Origin of the sequence: Segatella copri, from assembly GCF_019249795.2 — a bacterium.
GTDB lineage: Bacteria > Bacteroidota > Bacteroidia > Bacteroidales > Bacteroidaceae > Prevotella > Prevotella copri_B.
On the sequence record NZ_CP156891.1, the window covers coordinates 1,014,031 to 1,027,820 of the forward strand.

Sequence of the window (13,790 nt, forward strand, 5' to 3'; positions counted from 1 at the left end):
ATGGATAATAACAACATATTACAGAAGCTAGAAGGCTTAGAGAGCCGATACGAGGAAGTAAGCACCCTCATTACCGACCCAGATGTCATCGCCGACCAGCCACGCTACGTGAAGCTCACCAAGGAATGGAAAGACCTGGGTGACATCATGGACGCACGCAAGCGATACATCAACTGTCTGAATAGCATCAAGGAGGCAAAGGACATCCTTGCCAACGAGAGCGATCCGGAAATGAAGGAGATGGCTCGCGAAGAACTTAACGAGAACGAGGCGCTGCAGCCTAAACTTGAAGAAGAAATCAAGATTGCGCTGGTACCTAAGGACCCAGAAGACGCCAAGAACGTACAGATGGAAATCCGAGGCGGTGCCGGAGGCGACGAGGCAGCCCTCTTTGCAGGCGACCTATTTAATATGTATAAGAAATACTGCGAATCGAAGGGATGGACCGTCAGCGTGACTTCTGTTTCTGAAGGCGCAGTAGGTGGATACAAGGAAATCGACTTCGCAGTAAGCGGTACTGACGTTTACGGTACATTGAAGTACGAATCAGGTGTTCACCGTGTTCAGCGTGTGCCTGCTACTGAAACACAGGGCCGTATGCACACCTCAGCTGCTACCGTGGCCGTATTGCCAGAGGCAGACAAGTTTGAAGTGAACATCAACGAAGGCGATATCAAGTGGGATACCTTCCGAAGTTCAGGTGCCGGTGGTCAGAACGTGAACAAGGTGGAGTCTGGTGTACGTCTCCGCTACCCTTGGAAAAACCCTAACACAGGCGAGGTAGAGGAAATCCTCATCGAGTGTACCGAAACCCGTGACCAGCCAAAGAACAAGGAGCGTGCCTTGAGCCGCCTCTATACATTCATCCACGACCGTGAGCACCAGAAGTATGTTGACGATATCGCCAGCCGCCGCAAGAGCCTCGTTTCTACCGGCGACCGCAGTGCGAAGATCCGTACCTACAACTTCCCGCAAGGCCGTGTTACCGACCATCGTATCGGTTACACCACTCACGATCTCAACGGTTTCCTGGCAGGTGATATTCAGGACATGATTGATGCCCTGACTGTAGCCGAGAACGCAGAGAAGCTGAAAGAAACAGAATTGTAAAACCCCGATTCATCGTTCCGTACATCGGGGCGATGAATCATCATATCAATCCATTATGAACAGAAAAGAACTCGTAGAGCAGATTTTCGCCAAGAAGAGTTTCTTGTGCGTAGGTCTTGACACAGATATCAACAAGTTGCCTAAGTGCATCACCGAGAGTGAAGACATCCAGGGCGCAGAAGCCGAAATGATATTCAGATTCAACCAGGCTATCATCGATGCAACAGCCCCATACTGTGTGGCTTACAAGCCAAACCTGGCTTTCTATGAGAGCCGTGGCATCGATGGCATGATTGCCTTTGAAAACACCATCAAGTATCTCCACAGCCACTATCCAAACCACTTCATCATCGCAGATGCCAAGCGCGGTGATATCGGCAACACCAGCAAAATGTATGCCCAGACATTCTTCGAGGAGTACAATATCGACTCTGTAACCGTAGCACCTTATATGGGCGAGGATTCAGTCAAGCCATTCCTCGAGTATGACGGCAAGTGGGTTATCCTCCTGGCACTTACCAGCAACAAGGGTAGCCACGACTTCCAGCTCACCGAGGATAAGGAGGGCGAGCGCCTCTTCGAGAAGGTTCTCAAGAAGAGCCAGGAATGGGGCAACGATGAGAACATGATGTATGTAGTAGGCGCTACACAGGGCAAGATGTTCGAAGACATCCGCAAGGTGGCTCCTAACCACTTCCTCCTCGTACCGGGCGTAGGTGCACAGGGTGGCAGCCTGCAGGAAGTTTGCAAGTATGGCATCATCAAGGATTGCGGCTTGCTCGTCAACTCTTCCCGCGGCATCATCTATGCCAGCAACGGCGATGACTTTGCTGAGGTAGCAGGTCAGAAAGCTAAGGAGTTGCAGGCTGAAATGGCAGCAGAACTTGCTAAGTTATAAAAACTCAATTTAGGCGCAAAGTATCTTTAAAAAGAGGCTTTGCGCCTAAAAAATACCCTTTTATGGGGCGAAAAAGCAAAATATTACAAAATAAAGTCGAGAATCTAAATCTTTTTTGCTATTTTTGCAAACAAATTGCGGTTACCTAAAGGTAATGATGCCTTGGGAACCTAAATAAAACAAACTAGAAGTCAGATAAATTATGGAATTTACCGCTCAACAAATAGCCCAGTTCGTTCAGGGCCGTGTGGAAGGTGATGAGAACGCAACAGTCAACACCTTCGCAAAAATCGAAGAAGGTAAGGAAGGCGCCATCTCGTTCCTTTCTAACCCTAAATACACTCATTATGTTTACGAAACCAAGTCAAGCATCGTACTCATTGATGAGAACGTAGAATTGGAACACCCTGTCAGCACAACCCTCATCCGTGTGAAGAATGCATACGAGTGTGTGGCTAAGCTCCTGCAGATGTACGAATCCATGAAGCCTAAGAAGACCGGCATCGATCCGCTGGCTTTCGTATCTCCAAAGGCTAAGGTGGCTGAAGGTGTATATGTAGGTGCTTTCGCGTATATCAGCGATGGTGCAGAGGTAGGCGAAGGTAGCCAGATTTATCCTCATGCCTACATCGGAGAGGGTGTGAAGATTGGTAAGAATGCACTCATCTATCCGAACGTTACCGTATATCACGGCTGTAAATTAGGCAATAACGTTACGCTTCATGCCGGTTGTGTAATCGGTGCCGACGGATTTGGATTCGCTCCAGGTCCTGAAGGTTACGACAAGATTCCTCAGATTGGTATAGTTACCATCGAAGACGATGTAGAGATTGGTGCCAACACTTGTGTAGACCGTTCTACAATGGGTTCTACCTATGTTCGCAAGGGCGTAAAGCTCGACAACCTCGTACAGATTGCCCACAATACCGATATCGGTGCCAACACCGTGATGTCTTCTCAGGTAGGTATAGCAGGCAGTACAAAGGTAGGCGAATGGTGTATGTTTGGCGGTCAGGTGGGTCTTGCCGGCCACATCACTATCGGCGATAAGGTGTTCCTCGGTGCCCAGAGCGGTGTTCCGGGCAGCCTCAAGAGCGGCCAGCAGCTCATCGGAACTCCTCCTATGGAGCAGCGCGCTTACTTCAAGTCTCAGGCCATCTTCCGTCGTTTGCCTGACATGTACAAGGAACTCAACGACCTGAAGAAGCAGATTGAAGAATTAAAGAAAAACAATTAAAAATAATAAGGCACGGATGACACGGATGACGCGGAGGCTAACGCCACTAAGGAATCCGAAGAAAACGCAGAGAAAAAATCCGTGTTATCCGTGCCTAAAAAATGAATATAATTATGTCAAAACAGAAGACACTGAAAGGTAGTTTCTCTCTTTGCGGAAAGGGTTTGCATACAGGCTTGAGCCTCACCGTAACTTTCAATCCTGCACCAGAGAACACCGGTTATAAAATACAGCGCATCGACCTCGAAGGCGAGCCTGTTATCCAGGCTGTAGCTGAGAACGTTGTTGAAACACAGCGCGGTACCGTACTCGGTAAGGGCGATATCCGTGTTTCTACCATCGAGCATGGTATGTCAGCACTCTATGCCCTCGGCATCGACAACTGTCTCATCCAGGTAAACGGTCCTGAGTTCCCTATCCTCGACGGTTCTGCTGCTCCGTATGTAGAGAAGATCCAGAGCATAGGCATCCAGGAGCAGAATGCTGAGAAAGACTACTACATCATCCGTCATAAGATTGAGGTGAAAGATGATAATGGGTCTGTCATCACCATCCTTCCTGACGAGGACTTCAGCATCACAGCCATGTGTTCTTTCGAGAGCAAATTCATCAACAGCCAGTTTGCTACCCTCGAAAAGATGGAGACATACGCAGAGGAGATTGCATCAGCCCGTACCTTCGTTTTCGTACGCGACATCATGCCTCTGCTTCAGGCTAACCTCATTAAGGGTGGTGACCTGGACAATGCCATCGTTATCTACGAGCGCCAGGTAGAACAGGCTCAGCTCGACCAGCTCGCCGACCATCTCAAGGTGCCTCACATGGATGCAAACAAGTTGGGTTACATCCAGCACCGCCCATTGCAGTGGGAGAACGAATGTACACGTCATAAACTGCTCGATATCATCGGCGATATGGCACTCATCGGCAAGCCTATCAAGGGTCGCATCATCGCTACGCGTCCAGGTCATACCGTAAACAACAAGTTCGCCCGCCTCATGCGCAAGGAGATTCGCAAGCACGAGATTCAGGCTCCTATCTACGATCCTAACGAGGAGCCAATCATGGATAATATCCGCATCCGTCAGCTCCTGCCTCACCGCTACCCTATGCAGCTGGTCGATAAGGTCATTGCTATGGGTCCTAACAGCATCGTGGGCGTAAAGAATGTAACCAGCAACGAGCCTTTCTTCACCGGTCACTTCCCTGAAGAGCCAGTGATGCCAGGCGTTCTCCAGGTAGAGGCGATGGCACAGTGTGGCGGTCTGCTCGTATTGAACCAGCTGGAGGAGCCTGAGCGCTGGAGTACTTACTTCATGAAGCTCGATGATGTGAAGTTCCGCAAGAAGGTGGTTCCGGGCGATACTCTCCTCTTCCGTGTAGAACTCCTCGCACCCGTGCGTCATGGCATCAGCTCTATGAAAGGCTATATGTTCGTAGGCGACCAGGTGGTGGCAGAGGCTACTTTCACAGCACAGATTGTTAAGAACAAGTAATAATAAAATAGAAATATGAATCAGATTAGTCCATTAGCGTTCGTTCACCCAGAGGCAAAACTCGGTGACAACAACATTATCGGTCCTTTCTGCTATATCGACAAGGACACCGTTTTGGGCGATAACAACGTATTGCAGAACAGCGTTACCATCCACGTGGGCGCTCGCATCGGCAACAATAATGAATTTTTCCCAGGCGCCAGCATCTCTACCAAGCCTCAGGACTTGAAGTTCAAGGGCGAGCAGACAACCTGCGAGGTTGGCGATAACAACAGCATCCGTGAGAACGTTACTATCTCTCGTGGTACAGCCTCTAAGGGCAAGACCGTAGTAGGCAGCAACAACCTCCTGATGGAGACCGTTCACGTGGCTCACGACTGCGTGCTCGGCAGCGGCTTGATTATCGGCAACTCTACCAAATTTGCCGGTGAGGTGGTAATAGACGACAACGCCATCGTCAGCGCCAACGTTCTCGTTCACCAGTTCTGCCATATCGCAGGCTACGTAATGATCCAGGGCGGTTGCCGTTTCTCTCAGGATATTCCTCCATACATCATTGCCGGCAAGGAGCCAACCCGCTACTGCAGCATCAACCTCATCGGTCTGCGCCGTCGCGGTTTCAGCAATGAGACCATCCAGAACATCCACGAGGCTTACCGCCTGCTCTACAGCAAGGGTATATTGAAGGAAGGTATTGAGGAAATCAAGAAGAATCTTGAGGTTACCAAGGAGATTCAGTATATTATCGACTTCGTAGAGAGTTCTCAGCGAGGCATTATCCGATAAAAGTAAAAGGGTAAAAAGGTAAAAAGAGCATCCTTGCATAGGTTTATGAAACGAGCAAGGATGCTTTTTTCTTGAATATAAAAAATGATATATGAAAACATTGATTGTGGTCTTAGGTCCTACCGGTGTAGGTAAAACGGAGCTTTGCCTTTCACTGGCAGAGCATCTCGCTATACCTATCATCAATGCCGACTCCCGCCAGATCTTCGCCGAACTTCCTATCGGAACTGCAGCCCCTACTGCCGAACAGCAGCAACGGGTAAAGCATTATTTCGTAGGAAACTACCACATCGAAGATTATTACAGCGCTGCCCAATATGAGGCTGATGTGATGAATCTCCTGCAGGAAGACATCTTCAAGAATCATGATGTGGCTCTGCTTACAGGCGGCAGCATGATGTATATCGATGCTGTATGCAAAGGAATCGACGACATCCCTACTGTTCGTGACGACATACGCACTTGGATGAAACAGCGGCTGGAAGAGGAAGGGCTGGAGGCGCTGGTAGAAGAACTCCACAAGATGGATCCGGAGCACTGGTCGATAGTAGACAGGAAGAATCCACGCCGCGTGGTTCATGCACTTGAAATCTGTCATCAGACCGGCAAGACTTATACTTCTTTCCGCACAGCCGAAAAGAAGCAGCGCCCTTTCCGCATCATCAAGATAGGTCTGAACCGCGACAGAACAGAACTCTACGACCGCATCAACCAGCGTGTATTGATGATGATGGGCGAAGGTCTGGAGGCAGAAGCACGCAGCGTATATCCGCAGAAGGGACTCACCTCGTTGAGAACCGTAGGCTACAAAGAAATGTTCTCCTACTTTGACGGCGAGATAGACCGCGATGAAGCTATCAGACAAATCCAATCGCACAGCCGTGAATACATGCGCAAGCAACTTACCTGGTTTAAGCGGGATACCACTATCCAATGGTTCCATCCAGACCAGCAAGAAGAAATCCTTGCGTACATTGATAAAGAAATAGGATAACTCTTAGTCGCTTTTTACTAAGAGTTATCCTAAAGTAAGGCTTGCCCCCTTATTTTAGGGACAAGCGAACAAACTTATTGATTTTCAAGCACTTACATACACAATACAGAAAAAAAACACCGTAGATGGGACCAGCAGAAAAAGAGGAAAGATCTATATTCTCTCCCTTTATATCCAATCAAGAATTTCCTTGAAATATGAGATGCGGCGGAGTTTCGGGTGTTCATACTCTTCAGTCTTCTCATGCGCCCAAATAGATTGGGCAGGAATATGGATGGCAGAACAGCCGATGCTCAGCGCAGGAGCAATATCACTCTTGAAACTGTTACCCACCATGACGAGTTCTGAAGGCTGGACATCCAGTTCCCTGCAGAGGCGGCGGTAAGCTTCAGGCTTTTTATCGCTCACGATACTTACCACATCAAAATAACGCTGCAAACCCGAGCGCCATAATTTATTCTCCTGATCCTGCAACTCTCCCTTCGTAAAGACGGCAAGTTTCAATCCCCTGCCCTCTTTCTTCTTTTCATGCAGCAGAGCCAGCGTCTCCTCTACCCCCTCCAGCGGTTTGGCATCAAGATGCAGCAGACTCTTTCCCAGCCCTATAATCTGAGCAATCACATAGGCAGAAACCTTGCCCTTACTCACCTTCACGGCATTCTCTACCAGCGAAATGATGAAAGCCTTGCAGCCATACCCCAAGTCAGCCATATTACCACTTTCCGTCTCCAGAAGAGCGGCAGAAATTTCTTTCTCTTTTCCGTACTCAGAAAGAAGTTCGCAATATTCATGCTCCACCTCTTCGAAATATTCCTGTAATGCCCAGAGCGTATCATCGGCATCGAAGGCTATCGCCCTGATATCTTTAAATCTATCCATTTTCATGTTTGTTATGTTTTACACCTTATTAAATATAGCAATAGTTCGTTAATAATTCAATAATGTGCTAAGCAGCTATACGCTGTAAGCACGAGAGATCTTTGAAAATCTTGCTAATTAAAGTTCGGTTCGGGGTGTACCCGCTTGCTTTAAAAATTCGTTTCACCAGATAAATGTTGGTCATCAGTGACTTGAATGAAGACATAGAATATTTCATTCCCATCTCCTTCATAGTTACCTTGGCAACATTTAGTGATGTGAACGAAGCATTGAAAGCAAAATCGAGTTTCCACTTATCGCGAGCCTGGCAGTCCATAAGACCAGTATAGCCTTTGGCGTCACGAAAGCAAAATTCGATCTGGAACCTGGTTCTATAATAAAGAAGTACTTCTTCACCCGAAAGTGAGGTGTCTGTAGAGAAGAATAGTTTCTTCTTGCCATTCGGCATCTGCCAGATGACAAGTCTAACTTTACACCTGAGTGCCTTGGAATAGGCTATCAAAGTATAAGCTGTTCCTTCTATATCTTTCATCTCCATCTTCTCCATTCGAGTGAGGTCAAGATTCTTCATATCAATCTTGCCATCCTTGGTCTTTGGGCGACCACGTTTTCCAGTACGTGGACCAGCATAGACATAAAAGAGACAAGCATTGTCACGAAAGCGGCTTATCAAAGAGAACCCTTCTTTCTTTATCCCATTAACAAATGTACTTGTAGAGAAGTAAGCATCTGCAACTATGAGGGTTGAGAGTTTAAGAAGTTCCTTGCGGTAACGCTTAATGACGCTGATATAGAAATCTACCATAGTCTTGTTTCTAAGACTCAGTTCTTTATTACTTAGCGACTGGTGTGCTTTTAACATCATGCAGTCTTTGGCATCAATATCAATGAGGCCAATACCCATGATTTCGAGACCATGTTTAACAGACTGTGCACATCCCGACCAAAAACGACCGATATGTGGAGTCTTCTTGCCAGCTTTGCTGATGTAGCTGGGATCAATGGCAATAGCCCATCTTCCCTGTTTACCAAAGAAGCGCTTGGCAAGTGAGACATTAAGTTTGAGCCAGTCAATGCTTTTCGACTTTTTTAAGCCGAATGCGTTGCGATAGGTTTGCTCAACATGCGAGCCATACCTCCCCATTTGGGTGAAATTTATCTTTCTTGGTATTACCATGAACAAAATTATCACCTCGATGAGTATTTTCTCGAAACTTTTTGTTAACTTTGCAGCCGAATCTTCAACTGCATCTTTAAAGATATCCATATATTGGTCAAGTCCTGTATTCATATAATTTTGCGTTTGTCGTGATTTGCAAAGTTACTGAAAATCAGCGACTTGACCAACTTTTTATAGTTAAGTTTTCATAAGAATTTCTTAATATAAGTTATTGATTTACAGACGATTAAATATTAATTTAACGCAGTATTGATATAGGAGTTCTGACTGCAAAGATAACTACTTTCTTTCAGAAAAACAGAAGAAAAATCGTTTTTAACAAGAATGTAACATCTGTTTAAATAGCCTGTAACATTTCCTACGTACTTTTGCAGCCGAAAAGAAGGAGAAAATGGATAACTCCCGCAAATAAGGGAAAGAAATATCCCCCACAAAGTAAATAATAACAATAAACATTAAGATAATAATGGGTACAATTTATTTATGTATTGTGATCTTCCTGCTCTGTTTAGCAGTGTTCGATCTCTTCGTAGGAGTCAGCAACGATGCTGTCAACTTCCTGCAATCTGCCATCGGAGCTAAGGTGGCTAAGTTTCGCACGGTGCTGATTATCGCATCCTGCGGTGTAGTTCTCGGAGCCATCATGTCATCGGGAATGATGGATATCGCCCGCCATGGTATCATGAGTCCTGACCACTTTACATTCGAAGAGGTAATGACGCTCTTCCTGGCGGTCATGGTGACTGATGTCATCATCCTGGATGTGTTCAACACCTTAGGTATGCCGACCTCTACTACCGTCTCTCTGGTATTCGAGTTGCTGGGTGGTGCTTTCATCCTCGCTACATTGAAGATGTATGGCGATGACAGCCTCAACTATGGCGTATTGCTCAATAGCAACAAGGCGTTGGAGGTAATTATGGGTATCTTCTCATCTGTCATCATCGCCTTCGTGTTTGGTGCCTTTGTGATGTGGCTTTCCCGTATCATTTTCACCTTCAACTACCGCAAGCACAGCCGCTACAGCATCGCTATCTTCGGCGGTATCGCCTTTACAGCCCTCTCTTACTTCATCTTCATGAAGGGTTTGGGCAAGAGTCCTTACCTGCCTGCTGAGGTGCGCGATTACATCGACCAGAATCTCGGTTTCCTCATCTGCATCACCTTCGTGGTATCTGCTGTTGTAATGGAATTCCTGCACCTCTGCCGTGTCAACATCTTTAAGTTTACGGTACTGATGGGTACTTTCGCCCTGGCTATGGCTTTCGCTGGTAATGACCTGGTAAACTTCATCGGTGTACCTCTGGCTGGTCTCTCTTCTTATCAGGACTATATGGCAAATGCCAACGGTGCAGCGCCAGACCAGTTTATGATGACTTCATTGATGGAGAGTGCCAAGACTACTCCAGGCTTCCTGCTTGCTGCCGGTGCCGTGATGATTATCGCCATGGCGACATCCAAGAAAGCACAGAACGTAATCAAGACTTCTGTTGACTTGAGCCGTCAGGACGAGGGCGATGAGATGTTCGGCAGTTCTTCTGCAGCCCGCGTGATTGTACGCAACTGCCAGGCTACAGATTCTTGGTTGAAGCAGTTTATGCCAAAGGCGCTGATGAACTGGATCAACAGCCGTTTCGACAAGAATGATGTTGAACTCGAGGAGAGTGCTGCTTTCGACGTGGTTCGTGCAGCCGTAAACCTGGTACTTGCTTCTATGCTGATCACCATCGGTACCAACCTGAAGTTGCCTCTCTCTACCACCTACGTTACCTTCATGGTAGCTATGGGTTCTTCACTTGCTGATAGAGCATGGAGCCGTGAAAGTGCCGTATTCCGTGTAACAGGTGTATTGAGTGTAATCGGTGGTTGGTTCATCACAGCCGGTGTAGCTTTCGCAGCCTGCGCCATTGTTTGTATCATCATGCACTTCGGTGGTGTGGGCATCCAGGCTTGCTTCATGGGCTTGGTTATCTACCTGCTCATCCGCAGCAACATCAAGTATAACAAGAAGGCTAAGGAAGAGGGCAAGAGTAGTACCTTCCAGCTGATGATGCGTTCCCGCGACCCAGAGATTGTATGGGATTTGCTTCGCCGTCAGGTTTCACGCACCCAGTCTTACGTCTGCCACTTCGCCCTGAACGAGTTCAACCAGATTATGGATGGTCTTGCTAACGAGAATACCCGCAACCTTCGTCATGCCAACAAGGATCTGAAGAAGGAACAGGATATGCTAAAGAAGTTCCGCCGTCAGGAGATGCTCGGTTTGAAGAAATCGCCTATCGAGATTGCCATCGAGCGCAACACCTGGTTCCATCTGGGTGCCAACAGCAACCAGCAGTTTATCTACTCTCTGCGCCGTATGCTCGACCCAATCAAGGAACATGTTGACAACAACTTCAATCCGCTTCCTGCTGAATACATCAAGGAGTTTGCTCCTGTACGCCAGAAGATCAACGACCTGATGCGCATGAGCTGCGAACTGATTGAAACTGGCAGATATGACAGCTATCGCGAGATACTTGCCGAGGCAGATGCCTGCAAAGACGAGCTTTCAGTTCTCCGCAAGAAGCATATCGACCGCATCCAGCACATGACAGACAATACGCTGATGCAGATTTCTCTGGTTTATCTCAACGTACTGCAGGAGAGTCAGGAATTCCTGAGTGTGATGAGGCATCAGTTAAGAGCTGCAAAGAAGTTTATGGAAAAGTAAATTTTCTCTGACATCTTGTCATGAAACTACTTTTTGGTATATCTGTTGCTTGTTGACAGATGACAGCGGATAACAAGAGTGTTATTTCGCTATCACAATATAATCTGAAAAGGTTAGTTTCTCATAGGTTAAGATTGTTAGGTTTAGTTTTTAGAAAAAAGTTTTAGGTTTTTAGTTAGATAAGGGCTCCAAGTGCTAGTGATTAGTATTTGGAGCCATTTTTTTGCCCAAATATTTGGCTATTAAGAAGAAATGTTGTAATTTTGCAGCCGATTTCTGAAAAGAATCATCATATTCAATAACCCGAGTGCTTGGTAAACCTCGTAAAAAACAAGAAAATGGACAAGAAAAAAACTCAAGTGAGCGTGCTGTTTATGCTTTTCAGCATCCTCTTCTGCGTTTGCCTGATTGCAGCAAACGTACTCGAAACAAAGCAAATCGCCTTCGGGCCAATTTCCCTTACCGGTGGACTCATCGTATTCCCTGTAAGCTACATTATCAACGATGTGATATGTGAAGTATGGGGCTATCAGAAAGCGCGTCTGTTGATCTGGACCGGCTTTGCGATGAACTTCTTCTTTGTGGCACTGGGTGCTATCTGCGATGTAATTCCAGCAGCGCCTTATTGGACCAACGATGCCGGTTTTCATGCCATCTTCGGTCTGGCACCCCGCATTGCAGCAGCCTCTTTCGTAGCCTTCATCATCGGTTCGTTTGCCAATGCTTATGTAATGAGCGTGATGAAAATCCGCGATGGCGGCAAGCATTTCTCTGCCCGTGCCATCCTCAGTACCATTGCAGGTGAGAGTTGCGACAGTCTTATCTTCTTCCCACTTGCCCTGGGCGGTGTGGTGCCTGCATCAGAATTGCCTTGGCTCATGCTCTGGCAGGTGATACTGAAGACTGCCTACGAGATTGTGGTACTGCCTCTGACCATCCGTGTAGTGAAATACGTGAAGAAGCATGAAGGTGAAGATGCATACGACAATAACATCTCCTACAATGTATTCAAGATCTTCAGCCTCGGCTAAAAGACATCAGTAAATATCAAACATTAAAACATTACCAAGCGTGGATAGAAAAGAAGACGGTCTTCAGGCATTAGGTGCCAAGACTACATATAGAATGGATTATGCGCCAGAGGTGCTCGAAACTTTCGTGAACAAGCATCCTGGCAACGATTACTGGGTACGTTTCAACTGCCCTGAGTTTACATCGCTCTGCCCTATTACGGGACAGCCAGATTTCGCAGAGATTCGCATCAGCTATATTCCTGACGTAAAGATGGTAGAGAGCAAGAGTCTGAAACTTTATCTCTTCAGTTTCCGCAACCATGGCGATTTCCATGAAGACTGCGTAAACATCATCATGAAGGATCTCATCAAACTGATGGACCCTAAATATATAGAGGTAACAGGCATCTTTACTCCTCGTGGCGGCATCAGCATCTGGCCGTATGCCAACTATGGCAAGCCAGGCACCAAATACGAGAAACTGGCAGAGCAGAGATTCGCTACTCACGAATAAAAAAAAACAAGAAACCTCGGAAGATTGGCAGATTGCTTTTCTTCCGAGGTTTTTTATTGTTTATTGCTGATGAAATTATGGGAACTGAGGATAATCCTCGAAGCGAGGCTTGCGCTTCTCAAGGAACGCCTTGCCACCTTCCTGAGCCTCATCCATCGTATAATAGAGCATCGTGGCATCGCCAGCCAACTCCTGAATACCAGCCTGACCATCCAGTTCGGCATTCAAGCCAGCCTTGATCATACGGAGTGCCAGAGGCGAACGCTCCATCATGATTTCAGCCCACTCTACACAGGTATCTTCCAACTTTTCGAGAGGCACCACCTTGTTCACCATTCCCATCTCTTCAGCCTCCTTGGCAGAATACTGCTTGCAGAGGAACCAAATTTCGCGAGCCTTCTTCTGACCCACCATTCTTGCCAGATAAGAAGAACCGAAACCGGCATCGAAGCTTCCTACCTTAGGACCAGTCTGTCCAAAGATGGCATTCTCTGAAGCGATGGTCAGGTCGCACATCACATGAAGCACATGTCCGCCACCGATGGCATAACCATTCACCATAGCGATGACCGGCTTTGGCAGACGGCGAATCTGCATCTGTACATCGAGCACATTCAGACGAGGTACACCGTCATTACCTACATAACCGCCTCGGCCCTTCACATGCATGTCACCTCCTGCACAGAACGCTTTATCGCCGGCACCCGTCAGAATGACCACACGGATATCCAAACAGTCGCGGCAATAGTTGAATGCCTGTGCCATCTCCCAAGTGGTCAACGGCGTGAAGGCATTACGGTAGCGCTCACGGTTGATGGTAATCTTAGCGATATGATTATACTCCTCGAAGATGATTTCCTTGAAATCAAAACCTTCTATCTTTTTCCATTCTCTCATTTTACTTTGAACTTTATGATTACTATTTATCTTATTCTTTTGAAAGAACTATCAGGCAAGTTCCTTACAGGTC

12 protein-coding genes are annotated in these 13,790 nt (G+C 46.9%); 9 read left to right on the forward strand and 3 right to left on the reverse strand.

The genetic code is table 11. From position 1 onward, the window contains the following. The 6 genes from prfA (at position 1) to miaA (ending at position 6,521) form a co-directional block, all read left to right on the forward strand. Positions 1–1,110, forward strand: coding sequence for a peptide chain release factor 1 (gene prfA / locus KUA48_RS04675; protein WP_006847233.1), 1,110 nt, complete (start codon positions 1–3; stop codon positions 1,108–1,110). Positions 1,111–1,165: 55 nt separating this feature from the next. Continuing rightward, positions 1,166–2,008: an orotidine-5'-phosphate decarboxylase gene (gene pyrF, locus KUA48_RS04680; protein ID WP_118151068.1), complete on the forward strand. Its 843-nt coding sequence runs from the start codon at positions 1,166–1,168 to the stop codon at positions 2,006–2,008. A 202-nt stretch (positions 2,009–2,210) separates the two neighbouring features. Continuing rightward, positions 2,211–3,245 (forward strand): UDP-3-O-(3-hydroxymyristoyl)glucosamine N-acyltransferase, encoded by a 1,035-nt coding sequence (gene lpxD / locus KUA48_RS04685; RefSeq protein WP_153074007.1) that lies wholly within the window; start codon positions 2,211–2,213, stop codon positions 3,243–3,245. Positions 3,246–3,358: 113 nt separating this feature from the next. Beyond that, a complete protein-coding gene (locus tag KUA48_RS04690; protein WP_006847230.1) occupies positions 3,359–4,741 on the forward strand; it encodes a bifunctional UDP-3-O-[3-hydroxymyristoyl] N-acetylglucosamine deacetylase/3-hydroxyacyl-ACP dehydratase in 1,383 nt (460 codons plus the stop codon). Positions 4,742–4,756: 15 nt separating this feature from the next. Continuing rightward, complete coding sequence (gene lpxA / locus KUA48_RS04695) at positions 4,757–5,527, forward strand: acyl-ACP--UDP-N-acetylglucosamine O-acyltransferase (protein WP_118253928.1); 771 nt, start codon at positions 4,757–4,759, stop codon at positions 5,525–5,527. Between the two features lie 91 nt (positions 5,528–5,618). Then, on the forward strand, positions 5,619–6,521 hold the full coding sequence (gene miaA, locus KUA48_RS04700; protein ID WP_218433467.1) for a tRNA (adenosine(37)-N6)-dimethylallyltransferase MiaA: 903 nt from the start codon (positions 5,619–5,621) through the stop codon (positions 6,519–6,521). Positions 6,522–6,689: 168 nt separating this feature from the next. On the opposite strand, the gene KUA48_RS04705 is transcribed toward miaA, so the two are convergent. Then, entirely contained in the window at positions 6,690–7,400 is a 711-nt protein-coding gene (locus KUA48_RS04705) for an HAD family hydrolase (RefSeq protein ID WP_371833701.1), read from the reverse strand. Positions 7,401–7,467: 67 nt separating this feature from the next. Beyond that, positions 7,468–8,691, reverse strand: a complete 1,224-nt coding sequence (locus KUA48_RS04710) for a transposase (RefSeq protein ID WP_264958551.1) — start codon at positions 8,689–8,691, stop codon at positions 7,468–7,470. Between the two features lie 355 nt (positions 8,692–9,046). On the opposite strand from KUA48_RS04710, the gene KUA48_RS04715 reads away from it, so the two are divergent. The 3 genes from KUA48_RS04715 (at position 9,047) to queF (ending at position 12,820) form a co-directional block, all read left to right on the forward strand. After that, entirely contained in the window at positions 9,047–11,293 is a 2,247-nt protein-coding gene (locus KUA48_RS04715) for an inorganic phosphate transporter (protein WP_153072723.1), read from the forward strand. A 338-nt stretch (positions 11,294–11,631) separates the two neighbouring features. Then, on the forward strand, positions 11,632–12,324 hold the full coding sequence (locus tag KUA48_RS04720) for a queuosine precursor transporter (protein ID WP_118151086.1): 693 nt from the start codon (positions 11,632–11,634) through the stop codon (positions 12,322–12,324). 40 nt (positions 12,325–12,364) lie between these two features. After that, complete coding sequence (gene queF, locus KUA48_RS04725) at positions 12,365–12,820, forward strand: preQ(1) synthase (RefSeq protein ID WP_006847219.1); 456 nt, start codon at positions 12,365–12,367, stop codon at positions 12,818–12,820. A gap of 75 nt (positions 12,821–12,895) precedes the next feature. Here the strand turns inward: queF and menB are convergent, their stop codons facing one another. Next, complete coding sequence (gene menB / locus KUA48_RS04730; protein ID WP_022121706.1) at positions 12,896–13,717, reverse strand: 1,4-dihydroxy-2-naphthoyl-CoA synthase; 822 nt, start codon at positions 13,715–13,717, stop codon at positions 12,896–12,898. Positions 13,718–13,790 lie beyond the last annotated feature (73 nt).

Bases quoted from the DNA above. Each gene is read 5' to 3' on its own strand.
- prfA (WP_006847233.1), top strand. From the start codon at position 1: ATGGATAATAACAACATATTACAGAAGCTAGAAGGCTTAGAGAGCCGA.
- pyrF (WP_118151068.1), top strand. From the start codon at position 1,166: ATGAACAGAAAAGAACTCGTAGAGCAGATTTTCGCCAAGAAGAGTTTC.
- lpxD (WP_153074007.1), top strand. From the start codon at position 2,211: ATGGAATTTACCGCTCAACAAATAGCCCAGTTCGTTCAGGGCCGTGTG.
- KUA48_RS04690 (WP_006847230.1), top strand. From the start codon at position 3,359: ATGTCAAAACAGAAGACACTGAAAGGTAGTTTCTCTCTTTGCGGAAAG.
- lpxA (WP_118253928.1), top strand. From the start codon at position 4,757: ATGAATCAGATTAGTCCATTAGCGTTCGTTCACCCAGAGGCAAAACTC.
- miaA (WP_218433467.1), top strand. From the start codon at position 5,619: ATGAAAACATTGATTGTGGTCTTAGGTCCTACCGGTGTAGGTAAAACG.
- KUA48_RS04705 (WP_371833701.1), bottom strand. From the start codon at position 7,400: ATGGATAGATTTAAAGATATCAGGGCGATAGCCTTCGATGCCGATGAT.
- KUA48_RS04710 (WP_264958551.1), bottom strand. From the start codon at position 8,691: ATGAATACAGGACTTGACCAATATATGGATATCTTTAAAGATGCAGTT.
- KUA48_RS04715 (WP_153072723.1), top strand. From the start codon at position 9,047: ATGGGTACAATTTATTTATGTATTGTGATCTTCCTGCTCTGTTTAGCA.
- KUA48_RS04720 (WP_118151086.1), top strand. From the start codon at position 11,632: ATGGACAAGAAAAAAACTCAAGTGAGCGTGCTGTTTATGCTTTTCAGC.
- menB (WP_022121706.1), bottom strand. From the start codon at position 13,717: ATGAGAGAATGGAAAAAGATAGAAGGTTTTGATTTCAAGGAAATCATC.